Raw genomic sequence first — 19875 nt, 5'->3', positions numbered from 1 at the left:
ACTTCTATTTGGCAACTTACCCGCAAAATTCATACGAACAAGGAGAATTAACATGAACTATATCAAAGAAATGAATGCGTTTTATGATCAACTCATCTTCAATCCACTATCAAGCTCAGCCATATCAGTCTGGCACACACTCATGCACTATAACAACAAAAGTGGCTGGCAACGGACATTCACCGTCCCTGCCGGCTTCATCGAACTTACTTCCGGCGTTAAAGGCACAACCTTCAAACGCGCCCGAACCGAACTGCAGGAAAAAGGCTATATCGCCGTGACATCAGGCAGCGGTAACCAGGCTGCCACCTACCGTATGATTTCACAAATCAAAACATATGAGCAGCACGACAGCCCTACACATCACACTGCGAAGCCACAGCCTGTTGCAGCAATTCATCATGCGTCATATGAGCCGATTCATCAGCCGTCAGAAAAACAGCTTCCAACGACGGCGATTGGACAAATATCCAAAGAACCCAATGAGCGTATCCAGACAAACACAATGGATCTGACTGCAAACCACCAGATGGACCAAAAGGCAAATGTCACCACAGACCGCACACCCGCTCACAAACCGAGCGACAACACGGTCCAAACGCTGGTCCACAATCCGGACTGCTCAATGGACCACAGCGCGGACCACACACCGGCCCCATTATTTAAACAATACATAAACAAAACGAATACAAAACATAAACCAATAACAACAACAACTGCTGCCATCCAGTTTTACCAGCAAAACTTCAACGTGCCCGGTTCGTATGTTCTTCACGACATCAGTCAGTGGATCACGGACATGGGTGACGCGCTCGTTTTGGATGCCATGAAACGTGCCGTGGAACAAAATAAACCGACATGGCATTATGTCAAAGGCATTCTTAAGTCCTGGAAAGCAAAAGGTATTACGACCGTTGAGCAGGTCGCAATTGACGATAAACGGTTCAGGAACCAGTATGCCCAAAAACCCACAAGCCGAACATCCGACAAAGATGAAGTCGTACCGGAATGGTTCAAAGAGCGGAAGAAGCAGCAGACAATCGAACGGGAACGACAGCAGCGAAAAATCGCCAAAATCGGATCTGCCTGCACCGAATCAGAGCGGGAAGAGTGCGAGCGTTTGCTGGCGAAGTATTCGAAAAAGAAGCGTGCCCGGAGCGGGTGAGAATAGGTTGAGATAAAAGCGGTTTGATCAAACAGATTGATATTACATACACTTCATCGTAGCCGCTCAGGGAGAGTTTTTATTACTGACCGTATAACAGTTACCGTGTTTCAAACTATCTTTCAATCAAAAACCAGCATTCGCCACCTAACTATTATTTTATTCAACAATAATGGCAAAATCCAGGAAGTGACAGGCACTCAACCACGAACAAACGCCTGATACTTCCGCCGTTTCTCCCACGCATTTCCCGAAAAGTAATCCAAGATAACTGCCATATTCAATAGTTGGTAACGGAACGTATGCATGTAATATCGGTAACTGCTCCATTGGTAATTCTGCGGGGTTACAACCATATTCGCATCAACCGGATTCAAATGGATGTAGCGGCTTACTTCGAGCATCCCTTCCATCGAATCAATAACTTTAGCATAATACCGTTTTTCAAAGGCGTGACCGGTGATGCGGTTCTTTGTATTGTAATAATCGGCATACCGCTTGTTTATGAGGGACATAACTTTGGAGATCGGCTGTTCTTTGGAGCGTATTTGCAGGTGAAAATGGTTGGTTATCAAGCAATAGGAAGCGAGTTCAAATGGTGTTTTTTGATGAATCTGTCGAAGGATCCGGAGAAAGGTTTTAAAGTCACCTTCGTCTTTGAAAAGAGCATCACGGCGATTGCCGCGACAAACGACGTGGTAAAATGAGTTGGGCACCCAGACCCGTTTCTTCCTGCCCATCGTTATTGTACCATCCCTTTCTCTCGTTTATTTCCGCGGGAACGCCTCATTGTGACAGCTTCCCAGATACTTTCATTGGTTATCCCTTCATCACCGCTCAAATCCGAAATCGTCCGTGCCAGGCGCAAAATTTTCATCTGCACGCGTGGGCTCCAGTTATGTTTACTTGACCATTGCTGCATCATTTTTTGCTGGTCTTCAGTTAGTTGACTATTTCTTAATATGGTTTCATTTGGCGCGTTTGCATTGAGTATGTCGTCACCATAACGATCATATTGCCTTTTGCGAACGGCACTTACACGGTTGCAGATGGATGCTGATGTTTCATTATCTTCAGTCGTCTTGTCCAGTCCTACTGTATCAAGCCTCAGCAATATATCCATACGATCCTGAATGGGCCCGGATACACGGTTACTGTAAGCCGTTATTTGTTTAGGTGTGCACGTACAATAATAATGTCTTGACCCTAAAAAACCGCATGGGCATGGATTCATGGCGCCCAGCAGCAGAAACTCTGACGGATAAGTTACAGTTGAGGCTGCCCGGCTGATAGTCACCTTCCCTGATTCGACCGGCTGCCTGAGCATGTCCAATGTACGCTTGGGGAACTCGGCCATTTCATCAAGGAACAATACACCACGATGTGCTAAAGAAACTTCACCAGGCTTCGGGTTGGTTCCCCCGCCAATAAGCGAAACAGCCGATGCGGAATGATGCGGATCCCGGAATGGCGGAATTTGATAATTGTCATTCGTTATACCAGCCAACTGATAAATGCTCATCACATCAAATTGACTCGATTCACTCAAGAGAGGCAGAATCGAAGGAAAAGTCTATGCCAGTAAACTCTTTCCACACCCTGGAGGACCTGTCATTAACACATTATGACCGCCCGCAGCAGCAATCTCCAGTGCTCTTTTCGCTTGCTTATGGCCAAGAATTTGCTGGAAATCCTTGTCGTAAGCTACTGGCTTCAGATTCGTTATTTCAGTAGAGGGCATGGACGTTATAGTAAATGAAGAAAGCTGGCCGGAAAAAGAAGCAACGACATCATGGAGCGTTTCAACAAAACATAATTCCATATCATCTATTTTCGGCATTGGCGTATGCTTCATTGGTGGCAGATACAAGTGCTTGATGCCTTCTTTTTTGGCAGCAACGATTGCCGGAAGCATTCCATCAACGGTTTTAATCATGCCACCCAGTGATAAAACACCTAGAAAAGCAGCATTATCCGGAATGGCATCTTTAATATCCCCCGCTTCTTCCATAGTCCCAATAGCCATCGCCAAATCAAATATCGGACTATTTTTCTTCTGTTCAGCTGGAGACAAATTAATTACAATTTTCTTATCCGGAACCTCACAGTCGTTCGCATACAAAGCCGCCGTCACACGATCTTTTGACTCTTTAACCGAAGCATCCGGAAACCGACAATATTGACCCCTTCCACCCCCGGCAACAGCTGTACCTCCACTTCAACACGATACCCTTCAATCCCTTTCAGACCAATACTCGACACAATCCCAGCCATTATCTCTCACACCTTTTATCAGTCATAGATTAGGTATAAGATACGCCATATTCTTTCAAAAGACATGAACATTTGTTCGTATTCAGGACCCTTGAAATTGGCTTATAAACACCAAAAGAAACCGTTCGCAAGTAAAATTCCAAAAATAACGAAAAAGAACGGGAAAAAACGCCATTTTGAAAAACAAATAAAATCTTTCACGTCCACAAAAAAGCCACCAGCTCTATCCGAACCAGCAGCTCCTATCCAATAACATTATTCGGCATAAAATAATAAAACCCAGAAAGTGACAGGAACCAAACCCAGCCCCCAATGTCACAGGTTAAGATGTTTTTTTGTTTTATTTATCTACGTTTACCTGGTCAGAAAATAATTGATCAAATATAACTTTAGCATATGTCTTAACTTCATGAAGCCCACTATCTATCCCATATCTTAGATATTCGTTCTTGGACATCGGAGCATCACTTACCAAATTAACTGTATTAGGGTCACAATCCCAATTTTTTATTACTTTTTGAATACCCTTTTTTAAACTGGTGCTTTTCTCACTAAACCAAGGGCCAAAATCCCATCCAAGGTTGTTAGAAAATGAAACTGGCTCCTTAGACCCTGCAACAACATCCTTTGGAAGACCAAAAAACTCTCCAGATATTTTTTCTGGATCTACAAGTTGAGTTAAATCATCTGCTATTGTTAATATTTTTAGTAATTCATAGGATATATCCGGGCGCTCATGTTTATCTACTAAATATCCTTGGAGTTTTTCTTCAATATCCCTACTTAGTTCAAGAACTTTTGCTACTGAATGTACCACAGGTGATGAATAATCGCTCATAAAAGAAGTTCCTCCCTACTATTGAATTTTAAATATAATAACACTTAAACTGTAAAGAATCTATTTTTAAAAGATATTAATTGTTGCGCCAAGAAAAATGACGTCTGCGTCTTTATAGGCTGATTCATAACCGGTCGTAGAATCGATTCTTTCTGCAGCATAATTTTTCTGCATTTACTCTTCCAATCCTTCTTCATAGATTGGCGACATGCCGATTTCTTGTCCCACACCTCATAATTATATTCGACATAAAACGACATAATTCGGGAAGTGACAGGCACCTAGACTTAAGTCATAGATTAGGTATAAGATACGCTATATTTTGTTAAAAGTCAAGAACGCTAGTTCGTATTTATAACCCATAAAATCGCCTTATATACACCAAAAAAGATAAAAAGTTCAATTTCAGAAACCGTTCGCAAGTAAAATTCCAAAAATAACGAAAAAGAACGGGAAAAAAACGTCATTTTGAAGAACGAATAAAATTTTTCACGTCCGCAAAAAAGCCACCAGCTCGATCTGAACCAGTGACTTCGATACATTAATTTTATTTGACATAAAACGACATAATTCAGGTGATGCCAGGCGCTCATTACGGGGAATGACAGGCACCACACCATAACGAAAAGATCTTGGCCGTGTTAAAAAGGGCCAAAGCAGTCCAAAAATCGATTTTATTTTGGGAAATTTATCTTTAATATTTTACTTTCATAACCAAGTATCCCCGAATATTCTCTATTTAAGGGTTCCTTTTTGCCCTTTCGAACCCTAATACCTTCTTTATTTAGACGTCTGACGATTTCCACCTGCTTTTTATTAAACTCATTATTATTTTTATACAACATTGGAACACCTCTTTTATTGTCTATTCCCAATGTATATATATGTTATACAGACAAAAAAAAGACAGTGAATGCTGTCTTTTTATAAAAATTCAAAATTTAAGCTTTAATACCTTGTTGTTATTACTAATTATCCCAGAAAACTCACCTTTTTTCGGTGTCTTTTTACCTGATTGTACTTTTATCCCGGCACTAGTTAATCTTTTTTCAATCGACTTTTGAGTCGCTTTATTTTGATCTCTTCTTTGAACCTCTTTTTGGATTGGTATGTTAATCACCTTCTCCTTTACTTCTATTATACATTCTTTCAAGATCTTTTAAAAGACTTTCAAAGTCAGTAGCAATATCAAGCATAATCTTCTTATATTCTGGCTCATCTAAGATGCTGGAATCCAGTACAATAGTAAATACTACATTTTCATCCCTTATTTTTACTAAGCGGGCTATATATTGTCGATTAAACTTTTCATTATCACGTGTATGTGTGAAAGAATAATACTCATCCTCCATAAGAGCTGCTCTAAAAATTCCCGTTCGGTTATCATCTATCAATCTTTGAAATTTGTCTGAGTTTGAACCCGAAAAATCCTCAAAAACTATACCAAAGTCTCTTTCAAGTATTTCAAAGGATAGTACCATTAATGAACACAAAACAGCATCTTCTTGAGTAAGTGATTCTTCACTTTTATGAGCAATACTATTATGGACATCAATTATAAAGCCAACTAATGGATCAGTGTCACCGTTCGTGTATGCCTTTTTTACTTCTCTAAACTTTCTCAAAGTAGAGGTATTGCAATAATAATATAGCTGTTGAATTGCATTCAAATTAACCTCTTCTGCTACAGAGCCGTATTGAAAGTTCAGCTTAATCTTTGTTTCACCTTGGTGATTATTTTCAATATATTGATACCATTGCGCAGCATTGACGTATGAATTTTGCTGAACAAACCTATTTAAAATACTCATAAGATTATCTTGTAACCTGTAACCAGCCAACTCCTTATTGGCCATAATTAAAATCCCCATCTCAGACTCTAATGTTTTTTCCAAATCCTTTTTTTCTTCTTCTCTTGCATCTAATATGTATTTAAACAATACAACCATTGCAACTATAGCAAGAACAGACCATACTAAGGAGAATTTAGGTTCATCTATAAACGGTTTAATCCATATACCAAAAAAATTACTAGCTTGTTCTGAATTCTCTACCCATAAATCAAAAAATAATATAAAAAGCAAACCGGAATAAATATATAATATGGTCGATTTCTTCATTTTTGTCGCATTCCTTTCAACTCCAACCTTGTAAGCCAATTACTATCATATTTTCACCCGAATGAGACCAAGTAAAATTCGCTAATAAGTGAAACAGCTGATGCGGAATGGTGCGAATCCCCATACCGTTTATTTGCGGCAATGGCGTATCCTTCATTGGTGGCAAATACAAGTACTTGATGCCTTCTTATTTGGCAGCAACGATTGCCGGAAGCATGCCATCAACGGGTTTAATCGTGCCATCCAATGATAAAACACCCAGAAAAGCAGCATTATCCGGAATTGTCTCCTTAATATCATAATCCCAATTGCCATCGCCAAATCAAATATTGGGCTATTTTTCTTCTGTTCAGCAGGCGACAAATTAATCACAACTTTCTTATCCGGAACTTCACAGTCGTTCGCATACAAAGCCGCTATCACACGATTCTTTGATTCTTTAACTGAGGTATCCGGCAATCCGACAATATTAACCCCTTCCACCCTCGGCACAGCTGTATCTCCACATCAACGCGATACCCTTTAATTCCTTTCAGACCAATACTTGACACAATCACAGCCATTATCTCTCACACCTTTTATCAGTCATTGATTAGGTATAAGATACGCTATATTTTATTAAAAGTCAAGAACACTAGTTCGTATTTATAACCCATAAAATCACCTTATGAACACTAAAAAATATGAAAATTCAAATTTCAGAAAACAACCACAGGTAAAATTCCGGAAATAAAGAAAAAGAGCAGAAGAAAATGCCATTTTGAAGAAAAAATAAAATCTTTCTTGTCCATAAAAAAGCCACCAGCTCGATCTGAACCAGTGACCTCGATACATTAATTTTATTCGACATAAAACGACAAAGTTCGGAAAGTGACAAGCACACTAACTATTTTGTTAAAAGTTAAGGACACTAGTTCTTATTTATAATCCTTGAAATCGTCTTATGAACACCACAAACGATGAAGATTTCAATTTCAGAAAACGTTCGCAAGTAAAACTCCAAAATTAACGAAAAAGAGCGGGAGAAAATGCCATTTTGAGTAAACGGATAAATTTTTTCATGTCCACAAAAAAGCCACTAGCCCTATTCGAACCAGCAGCTCCCATACAATAATTTAATTCGACATAAAATGACAAAATTCGAGTGGTGACAGGTATCTAACCTCGGGCACCTAACCTAATAACTCGGATTTTTTCTTGAAATTTCTTGACGAATTAATCATAATTGAATATAATATAACCATACTAATTATGTGTAAACGATAACCATATGGAATTCATATTCTAAATATGAACACTCCATGTGGTTATTTTATTTATATTGAAACAGATCATATAATGATACTAATCTTCTGTAGCTGCTTTGTTGATTACTATTAAATTGGCCATAATTATCGAATTCCTTTTGTAATAAAATCTTGATTTCCTCCAATGGTAATAGCTCAAAGTTTTTAATAAGCCATAGAGAAGTCTTATATGTATTACCTTTAAAACTTGGTGGCATATCATCCATCTTGTTTCCAACCGGAATATTCTTCAGAGATCTAATGATATTACTATTTAGATAATCATCCTTTTTTAAATGCGTAGAAACGTAATTATAAACATTCGGACATTTTTCCTCAACTTCTTCCTTGGATAATTTTCTTAGGTATTTGTATATTGGAATAATTCGCTTTATTTTTAGATAGGATTTTTCATACGTTTCTTTAATTAACCTTTCTGAGTTGAAGTTTTTGTTATCAAATAGTATGTCTTCCAAAACTTCCTCTACGGGTCTAAGATTGTAACCATAATTACTGTTAATATCTTTAATATTCCCAATTGCAATTGCAAACTTTTGATCAGTTTGTTTCAGCTTATTTATGTCATCCATAAATATCGTCTGTACATCTGTTTTTTCCTTAGATTCAACAGCATCGACTACAATATCCTTTACAATCCTTTTGACTTGCTTAACCGTATCTAAATTCATTGCCGGAGTTAGTTCATTTAATTTTTTATAAACCCCTAAATAGTTGTCTGTACTAATAACAGTTATTGGGAAGGTGGTTGTTTCACCCTGGTAAGATTGTGCGTGGAACAGCAGTTCTTTTTCTTCTATTTCTTTAACACCCTCATTAAACTCAATCACATAAAAATGACTTTTCAAATTATTGATTTGCTCTTCTGATAAACAACGTATCAAATCACTAAGCGTTTGTTGTATATTAGGATCACTAATTGAATATCCAATGAAAACAACAGGATTTTCAGAAATGAGGGTAAGCAATTTTGCACTAAAAAGCTTTGCGTTACTTCTAAAGTTACTATAATCTCTGCTTGTAATGACAATATTATCTGATTCAGTCATACAACCATGGATCTTATATAACTCCCCTATTTCCATGGAATTTGGGCTGAATAATTGTGGTTGGCCAATAAAGGTACTATCTTTCGGTAAATCAAATAAGTCCTCTAAAAGGGTATCATAATTTGTTGTAATCACTGATTTAATTTTATTTTTTAATTCCTTAAAAGCCTCGATTTCCTCTTGCTTTTCTTCAAGCAATTCGAGCTCATCCAAAATTGATGCTATACATTTTCTAAATGGATTTACTTCCTTTTCAACCCATTCAGGAAATTCATGGACCAAATCACTTTCATAAAAATAATTATTGAATTCCATTTCAATTTCTTCAGCAATAATGGCATTTATTTCACCAGTACTCAAATTTCTATTTTCTCTTTTGTTTTTTGTTTTTAGTTTTAGTGACTTATAATCTATTGTATTCTTTCCCAAGTATTGATAAACCCTCATTAATAATGCTTCCCAGTTCGGTGAATTTAAATATCGTTTACTAAATCCTGAGCCGATAAATAATACCGGGAGTTTATTCCCTTTAACTAAATCATTAAAAGACATGTTAAATTAGCTCCTTTCTTCCATAATTGTTCAATAAAGATATTTATGCTTCTGCTTTATCAACAGCGAGAATTACTCACGAACATACCATCTATATCATACTACAAAAAATAACAAAAATTAATAACATTCAGTATATTTGTAAACGTCAAATAAAATACACGTAGGAATCAACTCGGGAGGTTATACGATTACCCAATAAGGACAAAAGAATAGAGTGGCAAGCACGCTATGAAGCCTGGGAAGAAAGCGGGCAAAGTATAGCTAGATGGTGCCGAAATCAGGAAGTCAAAGATCACCAACTGCACTATTGAGTTCAGCAGTTCGAGCACGGTAACCGTTCGTCGGAAACACCTGTCGAAACACAGTGGTTAATCGGGAATTGACAGACACCTATTAAGACCATAGAACCTTCTTCACGTTCTCGACAATTTCGTCTTTTGTATTCAAAGCGGTATTCAGAGCTAATTTATTCGACAAGGAATAACTATAATTTTTCATTTCATCAGCAGTGATATTATGCCAAATTGGCAGAAGCATCTGTGTTTGTGTACTTCCTTCTTTATTAAGAATCCCATCTAATTCGTAGTTTAGCCAATACTTTTCAATAAAACTCGAAGAAATTACAACGATTCCATACCTAGAATTTGCAAGTCCCCTATTTATTTCCTGACGAATACTTTGGCCCCAGCCGATATTTAGTATAACTTATATCAGAAAAACTTTTCATAAAGTTATCAGTTAAAGCATGTCTTTTCTTCAGCTCAAAATATCCCTCTACTGGGCGTAGAGACTTTTTCCTGAAAGAAGCAGCTATGATGCTTTCAGCAGAACCAATAGCCCATGCGAAATTTTGTTTTTGCTTGGTAGTCGAATTTGAATTAATTCCCTTAAAAGCACGACAAAATTGATAAAGAGTTACCGGCTTTTTCAATACTAATACACCCTTCCCTATATTTTTTCTTAAAAAATATAGAGGAATTGGACAAATTAGTGTACAATATTAAATATAAGTACATAATCTGGACACTAAAGAGATTTGGTAGATCCTTGTCCAATTCCTCGCCCATTGTATTTGCAATGGGCGTTTTAATTTGGTGTTGAACGGCGATGACCGCGGACCTTTACTCGTTTACTGTCGGCCTTCCTCGAATACGGTTTCACTGGTACTACTTTCTTACCTTTATTCGTTTTAGCCATAATTCTCACTCCCCCCCATTTTTATTAATTTTCACACACCCAATTTAGCACAAAAGTTCGACTGCGGCAACCCAAATCTAGGAAAAAAGTTTTATTAACACTATATAAGCCATATTATGTTTATACATATATACTATATATAGTATAAAATCACGAAAGGCAACTGCAGCGGACCTGGAATGTGTTTGAAAAAGTTTGGGATGGTTAAATTAGAAAAATATTACCTTCGCTTGCGCAGTTACGTTCTCCAGGAAATACTTTATCATGGCGAAGGAGAATATAATTAAACATATTCCGCACCGATGAAATTCGGGTGGTGACAGACACTAAACCTATAAGGAAAAAGGAATTTCCTTAACCTAAAATCTATTTTTGCATTACCCGTTGTAATATTTCGTAAATTTATTGTAACATAACTACCAACATGTTACAGTGACTCTAGTAGTTACATACATAGTCGATTTTTAGAACAATAGACTATATCGTAACTGCCAGAATAAATAGATAAGGGGGGACAACAAAATGAAAGGTAAATATCTAACTTTGGCTGTATTGCTTTCGGCTCTATTTATGTTTGGGACAGCTCAATCGGTCTTTGCTAGTCATTCAGGCGATTTGGATTGTAAGGATTTTGATACGCAAGCTGAAGCCCAAGCGCATCTTGAAGAACATCCAGATGACCCAGATGATTTAGATAGAGAAGGAGATGGACTTCCTTGCGAGGACCTTCCAGCTGGTGATTCTGATGCATCCAGCAATGATAATACATCCACATCTGAGAACAACACCGATTCAGAAGCCACTTCATCTGAGGAGTCTACCTCCTCTGAAGAAGATACATCATCTGAATCCGAAGACAATACATCATCTGATGAACAGGGAGGCGAGCTGCCTGATACTGCAACAGCATTACCGCTTGGTATCCTGGGTGGTTTAGGCGCTATGGCTCTCGGTGCACTTGGTATCCGCAAACGTCAGTAATCTTTGAGGGCAGGCGATCCAATCGTCTGCCTTTCTCAGATTTTAGGGAGGGGAAACCGATGATTCGTAAATTATCAATCCTTTTGTTTGCGATTGGTTTCATCGCTTTTGTTTATAATGGCTGGAGTTACTTTCAGGCGACACAGTCAGTACAGACAATACCGGAGAAGACAGAAGCGGCAACTGTTGATATAGATAAAAAAGATGAGGAAGCAGAAGAAGATAATCCAGATTCCAGTCATACTGATGTTAATCCACTCACCCTCAATTTCGATAATAAAAAAGGAACAGAGGTAGCAATGCTGGATATCCCGAAGATGGACAAGCGTTTTACAACTTATTGGGGAACGGATGAAAAGACACTTGATCAAGGTGTTGGTATGTATGTCAGTAAATGGACGACGGTTCCTAACCGTAAAACCGGCCATACAGTACTTTCTGGGCATCGTGACACCGTGTTCACCGGGTTAGATAAGCTTGGTCAGGGTGATATACTTGAAGTCCATTACAACGGTGAAACCTATGAATATGAAATCACAAAAACATGGGTAACCGACGCAGAGGATCGATCAGTCATTGTCGAAAAAGAAGACCCTACTTTGACACTTACAACATGTTATCCATTTGATTATATCGGTTATGCGCCCAATCGTTACATTGTACAGGCTACTTTGGTCGAATGAATGTAATTTGACAAAAATAGACAAGTGACAGGCGCCAATTCTAGTAGAAAGGTGGCTTTGGTTATGGCTCTATTTCTAATTGGTTTTCTAGCTTTAATAGCTTCTTTAATCTATCTTACATATCACCTTATCAGAAAAATCAAAACTAAAGAAAGAAGACTATCAAAAAAGCTATTTTATCCACTTCTAATAGGTGGTGTTGCTCTTATGATAATTAGTTCCGGGTTTATTGATGACAGCACAACTGTACAACTTAATAAAGAAATACAAAAGAACGAAGAACTAACAAGTGAGATTAATTCTCTTAAGGAAGACAATGATTCTCTAAAGCATGAGTTAGATGAACTCAATTCTAATAAGAAAAAAGTTGAAGATAAGCTAGAGAGTAGCAAAAGTGAACTTAATGAATCCAAAAATAAGATTGATAGTTTGAATTCGGAATTAAAAGAAAAAACGAGCAAAATTGAAGAACTTCAAGACAAAAATTCTTCATTACAAGCTAACGTTGAGGACTTGAAGTCTACTATCGCTTCTACAAATACTGGATCATCGAATACTTCTTCGGCCAGTACAAGTAGCAATAGCAGCAATACTTATTACGAGAATTGCACTGAAGCAAGAAATGCCGGTGCAGCACCAGTGTATGCCGGAGATCCAGGTTATGCCTCTCACCTTGATAGAGACGGGGATGGCGTTGGCTGTGAATAAAACCTTTTAATCCTTTTTGGGAAAGTGTTTTTTCGAAAAAAGAACATATTGCTCTACGTTTAAAGCCTGGCAGAGGTACATTTGTCGCATTAAGACCAATCAATGACTGGCTGGGCAGCTTGAGCAGCACATCCGAAACCATCCAGGGTATGGGAATGGAACCGGGTGCAAAGCTTGTTAAAGCAGAAGGTTTTCAATCGCCCGTACATCTGCAGATAATAACTGGCCTGAAAGAAGCTGTTCATATTAAACGGGTCCGATATGCCGACAACATACCAATGGGTGTTGAAAACAACTATTACCCAGCTGAGATCGGCGAAAACATTATGGAATATGATTTAAACAAAGTATCATTATATGACTTGCTTGAGCAGGAATTAGGTGTCCTTTCGATTGAAGCAGATCAGAATATCAGATCAGAGAGCATCGCCAAAGAGGACACCAAACTGCTGGAGGTTCCGGCAAACACCAGTATGCTCGTTGCCGAGAGGAACCTGAGGGATGTGAACGGCAACTTTGTCGAATACGAACGTGCCTGCTATCGATCGGATATGTATTCGTTTAATATTAAACTATCGAGGAAAAAATGATGAAAAGCCTTTCAAAGTGTTTGATAAGCTTTTCATCAGCTGTTGCCTGAAGCGACTTACACGCACCCTTACGCCTGCTAAGAGGTATGGAGACCACACTCAGTTTTCTTGAAACCTGAGCATCTGCCTGAACGCCATTCATCAGAACTTGTCACTCTGGAAGTACACAGTATTCAGCCAATACTCGGATAACCCTTCTCATACAGTTCGATGTAAGGCAAATTTTGACGGACTTAAACCGTTGATCTTCATTCAGCAAGAACCTTATCCCTACTATAAATCGTTCTGCCTTCTTTGATAGTATTTAAAACTTGTATATCCTTTATATCCAGTTTTTCCACTTCAAGCGGATTTTGGTCCAATATCACAAAGTCAGCAAGTTTTCCTGCTTTTATGCTTCCCTTTTGATCTTCCTCAAAGTAGGAATAAGCTGCATTGATCGTTACAGCTTTCAAGGCGTCATAAACAGTGACGCGTTCTTCAGGTCCAATGTTAACGCCTTTTCGGGTGATTCGATTGACTGCGCACCATATTGTATGAAGCATGTCCGGTTTTACGACTGGTGGATCCTGGTGGAAGTTTACCATAAGTCCCCTGTCAAAGGCGGATTTTGCAGGGCTTATTCGATTTCCGCGCTCTTGCCCCAAATTTTTCAGATGTACATCGCCCCAGAAATATGTGTGAGGGATGAATATAGAAGGTATCATCGCTAGTTCGGCCATCTTGTCCAGCTGATCATAACGGACAGTTTGACAGTGAATCATTACCGGACGCAATTTGTCTTTGTTCGGATTATCCGATTCCTGCAGTGCAGCTTCGTAGTTTTTTAACAGCTGATCAGACGCCGCATCACCATTACAGTGGGTAAGCAGCTGCACATCGTCATTAATGGCTTTCGTCACATACTGCTTTACTTGTTCGTCCTCGTACCACGGGTAACCGCGATAGCTTTCTTCCCCTTCATATGGTTCTGTCATCCATGCTGTCTTGCCTTGAGGAGAGCCATCCAAGAACATTTTGTATCCGCCGATTTTAAAGCGATTATGATAGTTCTTAGCGTATTGCTCATTATTTTTCATGTCATTTGGGTTTTCAGCCACTAATGGATACGCAACAACATCTACCTTCAAATTATCCTTTTCCGACAACGCTTTAAAGAGCTCGATGGTTTCGCTTGAGGTCGCACCATCCTGTACAGTCGTAATTCCATTTTTAATATAAATCTCCTGGCCAAGATTGGCTAACTGGACATAATCCATATCAATATCTGCAAAGATACTGTTCATCAAGGACATCAGGATTCCTTCTTCCAAATACCCATTGGGCTCCATCGTGTCTTCCATTCTGCCAATGTGGCCGCCTTCTTTGTCAGGTGTATTTTCGTCAATCCCTGCAAAATTTAATGCTGCATCGTTCGCACACCCTATGTGACCGGATGCATGGAAAATTAGAATCGGATTTTCTGATGATACTTCATTTAATACGTGTTTTAACGGATGTTGCTCCTCTTTCAGGAAATTATGATCATAGCCAAAGCCGACAACTAAGTCTCCCTTGCCAATTTCTTTATTTTGCATGTAGGAGGTTAGTGTATAATGAATATCATCGAAGCTCTCACATTCTTTTAAATCAGCCATTGTTGCCAGTGGTCCCATCATTGACAAATGACCATGAGGATCAACGAATCCCGGCATCAAGGTATTCCCTTTTAAATCAACTTTTTCAATACCCGTATCATTCATATAGGCCTGAAATGCGTCTAAACTACCGACTTCCTTAATCACGCCGTCTTCAATTAACACTGCTTCTGCCGCATCCATGTCCTTCTCCATGGTTACAATATCGCCGCCGTAATACAATTTTTTCAACACTCAATACTCCCCTCTCTATTCTGCAGTAGCTCTTTTCAGTCTCTCTACTTTGGATCCAGACTCCGATTTAAAGTCATATGTTTTCGTGCCCCATACTTTGATTACCTTTAATACGATTAAATAAATTGGAATGGGTGCCAATAGCAAAAGAATACCCAGACTCATCGACAATGCACCGGACGCTATCGCCATTATCGTCGAAACAGTTACAAAAGAAGCTACCATTGGCAAGTTCATCAATCCTAATTCAACTGCTGTTGAGGTTCTTAAAGAAGGATCAATAATCCTCACAAGCGCAATACCGCTTGGGACGGTTCCTGTGACTGTCCCGTATAAGCCGATTGTTCTTTCAAAATCATTTTCGCCGCCCATTCGCTGGCCAAAGTAGATGCAGATCATAACACTTATTAACATAACCACCACAGCCACGGTGATAATTGGAATCATCCAGTTTCCAATAACACTGAATGGAACAGCCATAAAGGAAGCAACAATCAAATAATCCGTTGACCAGCCGGTTATTTTAGACTGAAACGTATTATCCAACATATTTTCGATACGCCATTTTTTCATAATGAACTTAACAAGGTAGCCTGCCAGCATTCCATATATAAACAGCATACCGCTGAATGTGGAACCAATCGCGGGAATGTATGAAACAATTTCGGACATTCCCAAAGCCAAAAGAAAACAGAGGCCGATAATTGCAAAATGGAAAGTCATCGTATCAATGTTGCCGCTGAACATCGTTTCGTTTCCTAATGTGTCTCTTTTTTCGCTTTTCACATAATAGCCTCGTTCAACAAAATCTTCAATTTTGGATGAACCCATGTTTTTCGCCAATCCTCGTTTAATCCCATACCTGGCTAACGGGACTCCAACGAGAAAGCACAGCAGGAATCCTAACGCTGCAAAGGTGACACCCACTGTCGCAGCATTGGCAATCCTATATTGCTGTTCCATAATTCCTCCAAATGTCGCTGACTGCCCGGGGCCTTGGGTAAAAGCAAAAGGAATTAATAAGCCATATACCGGATCCATTCCGAAGAAGCCGCCAATCCCAATAATGATAATCGCTCCAACAGCTGGGGTAAGGGCATAAATTAAATTCCAAAGAAAACCTAATCCAATCGATCCTTTTGCTATACTCTTTCCAACAGAATCCGATGTTTTGGACTTAGGATTGCTTGTCAATCCGATAGAAATAAACGTCACCGTAAATAAGAAGGTCACAATATCGACGTACATTTGCGAGTCGACGGCTGTAATCAGACCCGTATTCATGATAATCAAGCCCAACACGCCAGCAACAACACTTGCGGGTACCAGCATTTTGCTAATAAAAGAAACCTTCGTTCGTATAATCATGCCCACACAGAGCATAATACTCGCTAAGCCAAAAGCTATCATGAAAGTGATAACAATCTCTCCCTCTTCAACGACTCCTCATAATTAAAGTCGACAGCTTTCTATATATTTTTCATACATCAATATTAAAGATCGTTACCAGCGAATAGCAACATGATTCGAATGTTCGTACCAGTTAATTAGAACCACTCAAAATTGCAAAAAAAATCTAATTTAATTACAAAGCAGAAGTGACAGGCACCCTTACGGAAGGGCCCCTCTCACCCGCTCCGATACTTCGCCAACAACCGCTCCACCTCCTCCCACTCAGCCAAGAGCCGGATCCGGATTGGTTGCTGTCACGGTCACGACCTGCGAGTTCTCGGCACTTGATACGTTAAGGTTGCTTTCCAGCTGCCCGACGGAATAATTCAGACCGAGCTCGTCGATGACCTGTTCCAGAATCGCCGGGCTTTTGATAATCACATTATAAGTATTTATCAATTGAACGTTTGTTTGAATATCATTTCGCGTGACTTCCGACGATTGATTCTGCTCCTTCTGGTTGACCACAAACATGGAACTGGACTCATATTGCGGCGTCAGCATGAAATAACTGACCACAGCTGCAATAGCAGCCGCGCCCACAACCAGACTGATGATGAGCAGAAGCCGCTTCTTGATGACCTCAAAGATCTCTTTGAGCGTTATCGTTTCCTCCATTGATTGCTTACCTCCTGTTTCGTTCTATACGATTGTCGTTTGATAGTCTATTATATGATTTCGGCATCATAAACGAAATTATAACATATATCTTGGTAAATCGTGATAGTTTTTTTGGACTATGGAGGTGAGGGCGAGCGGACATGTTTGTGGTGTGGTTTTTGGGGGGATTGGGAGGGAGTCGGGGCCATGTTTGAGCGATTGGGGATATGTTTGGGGATTTGTGCTCATGTTTTCGTTTTCCTGCCCAAGTTTGTTTCTAGCGATCATAATCGCCCGGGTTCAATTGTCTGCGTTGAAATGATATGATCCAACCAGTTCCTGCCTTCACTGCACAATATTACAAGAAGATTACATGTTGCCCACAAGTTGATTACAAATGTGTCAGGAATCTATTAAATTTTACAATACCCATGTATAATATGACACATATTTCAACACGATTATGAAGGAGGACCCTTTCATTGGCGAATAAGAAAATTTTCATGTCGGTTACTGCAAGTGCTTTTATCGCCTCGGCAATCTTCGCCGCAGATGACGTCGAAGCAGCTTCGTATAAGGTGAAGAGCGGCGATTCATTGTGGGAGATTGCACAGAATTATGACACAAGTGTAGCACAATTGAAATCTATCAATAATCTATCAGGTGACATCATCTATCCGAATCAAGTAATCGAAACGTCCAATTCCAGCAACTCATCCAATTCATCTTCCAGCGGTAGCAATTCGAGCTCGGGCAGCCAGGGATCTACATACACCGTCAAAAGCGGTGACACGTTAAGCGGAATCGCAGCACGACATAATATTTCCGTATCTAATATAATGGACTGGAACAATCTTAATTCCCACTTGATTTATCCAGGCGATCAATTTGTTGTGTCGAGAAATGGCTCAAGTAATAGCGGATCGAGCAGTTCGGGAAGCAGCAACTCCGGTTCGAGTGGCAGCACTGGCTCATCAGAAGTTTATACCGTTCAATCCGGTGATACGTTATCAGGGATCGGAAGCCGTTACGGCGTATCCGTCAGCCAGCTGAGAAATTGGAACAACCTGTCATCCAATTTGATTCTGGTCGGTCAGAAGCTGAATATCGGCTCTAAGGCGACATCCGGATCGGGTTCATCTGGTTCGAGTTCTTCAGGTTCGAGCAGTAGTGACAGCTCAAGCAGCGTTGATACTGACTACAATGTCGATAAGTTGATCAGCACGGCTACGAGCCTTGAAGGAACCCCTTACGCATGGGGCGGTGCATCACCGAGCGGATTCGACTGCAGCGGCTTTATCAAATACACATTCAATAAAGCCGGCAAAGACATCCCGCGCCGGTCAAGCGCTGGCTATTACAACCGCGCTCAATACGTGAACAACCCGCAAGTCGGCGATCTCGTATTCTTCGAGAATACTTATAAGAGTGGCATCTCACACATGGGAATCTATCTCGGCGGCGGTGACTTCATCCACGCCGGATCCGATGGCGTTCAAATCTCCAATGTGAGCAATCCGTATTGGAGCAAGCATTTTGATGGGTATAAGCGGTTTTATTAATTAATTTCGAAACTTTGACGAACGCATGGTGGTATAGAGTTTAGAATAGATCCCTCGGCAATAGCCGAGGGATCTTATGGTATACTATCATAAACGACTAAATGGGAGGTATTTTGATGAGTGATAAAGAGGATAATAAAAATAAGCACGCCTATACTGAACTCATAAAAGAAGACAACCTCACCTATGATGACTATGCGTCAATTGATGACGGAAACCGCTATGAACTAGTGGACGGCCAATTAGAATTGATGAGTCCAGCGCCATCTGTTACGCATCAATTGATTAGCGCTCAAATGCAAAAAAGAATTACTGAAAGCTGTGAATCGGACTATATTATATTAGATGCTCCTATTGATGTCATATTGGCTGATAATGAAGTAAGACAGCCGGATCTTGTACTGATCCACCGCAAGCGTTTGAATATTTTACGTAATCGTGGTGTCATAGGGCCTCCAGACCTTGTAGTTGAGATCCTTTCCCCGTCTACATTAAAACGGGATAAAATTGATAAGCTAAATATGTATGCCAACTTCCGGATTCCCGAATATTGGATTGTAGAACCTAAGACAGGTATTTTAGAGCAATATTCTCTGCACGATGCGCAGTACACTCTTATTGATGTTTTCCAGGAAGACGAGCATGTAACCTCCCCCGGCATCCCGTGTATATCTTTCACGATGGCTGACATAATGAAAAATATTCCCAATTTAGATTAAAATCTTGGCGGTGGCTGCATGTTAATCCCCGTGCTGTGCTGCCGTGAGCGATAGTGAAAGTGTAGCCACAGGAGCCGCTGCACGAATTCAGGGTGCTGTCGCACAAGTTTGAGGGCTTCTCACACGAGTTGAGGCGGCTGCCGCTCAAGTTCGAAGTCTTCCCGCACGAGTTAGAGCCGCTCCCGCACAAGTTTGAGGCCTTCTCGC

The 19875-nt window shown here is 39.8% G+C and carries 22 protein-coding genes and 1 pseudogene; 8 read left to right on the top strand and 15 right to left on the bottom strand.

Annotation, left to right across the window (positions count from 1 at the left end; translation table 11 throughout):
- Window positions 1–52: 52 nt before the first annotated feature.
- Entirely contained in the window at window positions 53–1165 is a 1113-nt protein-coding gene (locus tag ON01_RS18605) for a DnaD domain-containing protein (protein ID WP_010531754.1), read from the top strand.
- Window positions 1166–1365: 200 nt separating this feature from the next.
- On the opposite strand, the gene ON01_RS14295 is transcribed toward ON01_RS18605, so the two are convergent.
- The 10 genes and pseudogenes from ON01_RS14295 to ON01_RS14265 form a co-directional block, all read right to left on the bottom strand.
- Window positions 1366–1905 carry a transposase gene (locus ON01_RS14295; RefSeq protein ID WP_010531753.1) on the bottom strand — a complete coding sequence of 180 codons (540 nt, stop codon included), beginning with the start codon at window positions 1903–1905 and terminating at the stop codon, window positions 1366–1368.
- A 2-nt stretch (window positions 1906–1907) separates the two neighbouring features.
- Window positions 1908–2288, bottom strand: a complete 381-nt coding sequence (locus tag ON01_RS20290; RefSeq protein WP_483466325.1) for a magnesium chelatase subunit ChlI family protein — start codon at window positions 2286–2288, stop codon at window positions 1908–1910.
- A 33-nt stretch (window positions 2289–2321) separates the two neighbouring features.
- Window positions 2322–3299: pseudogene (locus ON01_RS20285) on the bottom strand (YifB family Mg chelatase-like AAA ATPase); the annotation flags it as partial.
- Window positions 3296–3439, bottom strand: a complete 144-nt coding sequence (locus ON01_RS20280; RefSeq protein ID WP_010531752.1) for a hypothetical protein — start codon at window positions 3437–3439, stop codon at window positions 3296–3298. The pseudogene ON01_RS20285 and the gene ON01_RS20280, both read right to left, overlap by 4 nt.
- 340 nt (window positions 3440–3779) lie before the next feature.
- Window positions 3780–4277, bottom strand: coding sequence for a hypothetical protein (locus ON01_RS14285; protein ID WP_010531751.1), 498 nt, complete (start codon window positions 4275–4277; stop codon window positions 3780–3782).
- A gap of 674 nt (window positions 4278–4951) precedes the next feature.
- Window positions 4952–5122 (bottom strand): hypothetical protein, encoded by a 171-nt coding sequence (locus ON01_RS19580; RefSeq protein WP_175284960.1) that lies wholly within the window; start codon window positions 5120–5122, stop codon window positions 4952–4954.
- An 89-nt stretch (window positions 5123–5211) separates the two neighbouring features.
- Complete coding sequence (locus ON01_RS14280; RefSeq protein WP_010531749.1) at window positions 5212–5397, bottom strand: hypothetical protein; 186 nt, start codon at window positions 5395–5397, stop codon at window positions 5212–5214.
- Complete coding sequence (locus ON01_RS14275) at window positions 5390–6397, bottom strand: hypothetical protein (RefSeq protein WP_010531748.1); 1008 nt, start codon at window positions 6395–6397, stop codon at window positions 5390–5392. The genes ON01_RS14280 and ON01_RS14275 overlap by 8 nt, the downstream gene beginning before the upstream one ends.
- A 153-nt stretch (window positions 6398–6550) precedes the next feature.
- Window positions 6551–6889, bottom strand: coding sequence for a magnesium chelatase domain-containing protein (locus tag ON01_RS14270; protein WP_010531747.1), 339 nt, complete (start codon window positions 6887–6889; stop codon window positions 6551–6553).
- A gap of 820 nt (window positions 6890–7709) precedes the next feature.
- Window positions 7710–9302 carry an SIR2 family protein gene (locus ON01_RS14265; protein ID WP_010531746.1) on the bottom strand — a complete coding sequence of 531 codons (1593 nt, stop codon included), beginning with the start codon at window positions 9300–9302 and terminating at the stop codon, window positions 7710–7712.
- A 185-nt stretch (window positions 9303–9487) separates the two neighbouring features.
- On the opposite strand from ON01_RS14265, the gene tnpA reads away from it, so the two are divergent.
- The gene (gene tnpA, locus ON01_RS20250) at window positions 9488–9616 is read left to right on the top strand and encodes an IS66 family insertion sequence element accessory protein TnpA (RefSeq protein ID WP_425357516.1); all 129 of its coding nucleotides are present in this window, start codon (window positions 9488–9490) and stop codon (window positions 9614–9616) included.
- 82 nt (window positions 9617–9698) lie between these two features.
- On the opposite strand, the gene ON01_RS14260 is transcribed toward tnpA, so the two are convergent.
- Window positions 9699–9935 carry a hypothetical protein gene (locus tag ON01_RS14260; protein WP_245545015.1) on the bottom strand — a complete coding sequence of 79 codons (237 nt, stop codon included), beginning with the start codon at window positions 9933–9935 and terminating at the stop codon, window positions 9699–9701.
- Window positions 9936–9960: 25 nt separating this feature from the next.
- A complete protein-coding gene (locus ON01_RS14255) occupies window positions 9961–10236 on the bottom strand; it encodes a hypothetical protein (RefSeq protein ID WP_010531744.1) in 276 nt (91 codons plus the stop codon).
- A gap of 788 nt (window positions 10237–11024) precedes the next feature.
- Between ON01_RS14255 and ON01_RS14245 the strand changes: the two genes are divergently transcribed.
- The 4 genes from ON01_RS14245 (at window position 11025) to ON01_RS14230 (ending at window position 13464) form a co-directional block, all read left to right on the top strand.
- Window positions 11025–11483: an excalibur calcium-binding protein gene (locus ON01_RS14245; RefSeq protein WP_010531743.1), complete on the top strand. Its 459-nt coding sequence runs from the start codon at window positions 11025–11027 to the stop codon at window positions 11481–11483.
- 59 nt (window positions 11484–11542) lie between these two features.
- A complete protein-coding gene (locus tag ON01_RS14240) occupies window positions 11543–12166 on the top strand; it encodes a class D sortase (protein ID WP_010531742.1) in 624 nt (207 codons plus the stop codon).
- Between the two features lie 63 nt (window positions 12167–12229).
- A complete protein-coding gene (locus ON01_RS14235) occupies window positions 12230–12874 on the top strand; it encodes an excalibur calcium-binding domain-containing protein (RefSeq protein ID WP_010531741.1) in 645 nt (214 codons plus the stop codon).
- Between the two features lie 119 nt (window positions 12875–12993).
- A complete protein-coding gene (locus tag ON01_RS14230; RefSeq protein WP_010531740.1) occupies window positions 12994–13464 on the top strand; it encodes a GntR family transcriptional regulator in 471 nt (156 codons plus the stop codon).
- A 248-nt stretch (window positions 13465–13712) separates the two neighbouring features.
- On the opposite strand, the gene ON01_RS14225 is transcribed toward ON01_RS14230, so the two are convergent.
- The 3 genes from ON01_RS14225 to ON01_RS14215 all read right to left on the bottom strand — a co-directional run bounded on the left by ON01_RS14225 (window position 13713) and on the right by ON01_RS14215 (window position 17405).
- A complete protein-coding gene (locus tag ON01_RS14225) occupies window positions 13713–15335 on the bottom strand; it encodes an amidohydrolase (protein WP_029329143.1) in 1623 nt (540 codons plus the stop codon).
- Window positions 15336–15350: 15 nt separating this feature from the next.
- Window positions 15351–16745 (bottom strand): sodium/glutamate symporter, encoded by a 1395-nt coding sequence (locus ON01_RS14220; protein ID WP_010531738.1) that lies wholly within the window; start codon window positions 16743–16745, stop codon window positions 15351–15353.
- 264 nt (window positions 16746–17009) lie between these two features.
- On the bottom strand, window positions 17010–17405 hold the full coding sequence (locus ON01_RS14215) for a YveK family protein (RefSeq protein ID WP_010531737.1): 396 nt from the start codon (window positions 17403–17405) through the stop codon (window positions 17010–17012).
- Between the two features lie 464 nt (window positions 17406–17869).
- Here ON01_RS14215 and ON01_RS14210 point away from each other — a divergent pair, with 464 nt between their 5' ends.
- Together ON01_RS14210 and ON01_RS14205 are read left to right on the top strand one after the other, a co-directional pair.
- A complete protein-coding gene (locus ON01_RS14210; protein ID WP_010531736.1) occupies window positions 17870–18949 on the top strand; it encodes a C40 family peptidase in 1080 nt (359 codons plus the stop codon).
- 116 nt (window positions 18950–19065) lie between these two features.
- The gene (locus ON01_RS14205) at window positions 19066–19668 is read left to right on the top strand and encodes a Uma2 family endonuclease (RefSeq protein WP_010531735.1); all 603 of its coding nucleotides are present in this window, start codon (window positions 19066–19068) and stop codon (window positions 19666–19668) included.
- Window positions 19669–19875 lie beyond the last annotated feature (207 nt).

It is taken from the genome of Lentibacillus jeotgali (assembly GCF_000224785.1).
Lineage (GTDB): Bacteria > Bacillota > Bacilli > Bacillales > Amphibacillaceae > Lentibacillus > Lentibacillus jeotgali.
The sequence above is the reverse complement of the archived record's forward strand: the minus strand, read 5'-3'. Positions and strand labels throughout refer to the sequence as shown.

Coding starts and splice junctions, on each gene's coding strand:
- ON01_RS19580 (WP_175284960.1), bottom strand. CDS start 5,122: ATGTTGTATAAAAATAATAATGAGTTTAATAAAAAGCAGGTGGAAATC.
- ON01_RS14285 (WP_010531751.1), bottom strand. CDS start 4,277: ATGAGCGATTATTCATCACCTGTGGTACATTCAGTAGCAAAAGTTCTT.
- ON01_RS14245 (WP_010531743.1), top strand. CDS start 11,025: ATGAAAGGTAAATATCTAACTTTGGCTGTATTGCTTTCGGCTCTATTT.
- ON01_RS14215 (WP_010531737.1), bottom strand. CDS start 17,405: ATGGAGGAAACGATAACGCTCAAAGAGATCTTTGAGGTCATCAAGAAG.
- ON01_RS14205 (WP_010531735.1), top strand. CDS start 19,066: ATGAGTGATAAAGAGGATAATAAAAATAAGCACGCCTATACTGAACTC.
- ON01_RS18605 (WP_010531754.1), top strand. CDS start 53: ATGAACTATATCAAAGAAATGAATGCGTTTTATGATCAACTCATCTTC.
- ON01_RS20280 (WP_010531752.1), bottom strand. CDS start 3,439: ATGGCTGGGATTGTGTCGAGTATTGGTCTGAAAGGGATTGAAGGGTAT.
- ON01_RS14235 (WP_010531741.1), top strand. CDS start 12,230: ATGGCTCTATTTCTAATTGGTTTTCTAGCTTTAATAGCTTCTTTAATC.
- ON01_RS20290 (WP_483466325.1), bottom strand. CDS start 2,288: ATGGATATATTGCTGAGGCTTGATACAGTAGGACTGGACAAGACGACT.
- ON01_RS14275 (WP_010531748.1), bottom strand. CDS start 6,397: ATGAAGAAATCGACCATATTATATATTTATTCCGGTTTGCTTTTTATA.
- ON01_RS14265 (WP_010531746.1), bottom strand. CDS start 9,302: ATGTCTTTTAATGATTTAGTTAAAGGGAATAAACTCCCGGTATTATTT.
- ON01_RS14220 (WP_010531738.1), bottom strand. CDS start 16,745: ATGATAGCTTTTGGCTTAGCGAGTATTATGCTCTGTGTGGGCATGATT.
- ON01_RS14295 (WP_010531753.1), bottom strand. CDS start 1,905: ATGGGCAGGAAGAAACGGGTCTGGGTGCCCAACTCATTTTACCACGTC.
- ON01_RS14240 (WP_010531742.1), top strand. CDS start 11,543: ATGATTCGTAAATTATCAATCCTTTTGTTTGCGATTGGTTTCATCGCT.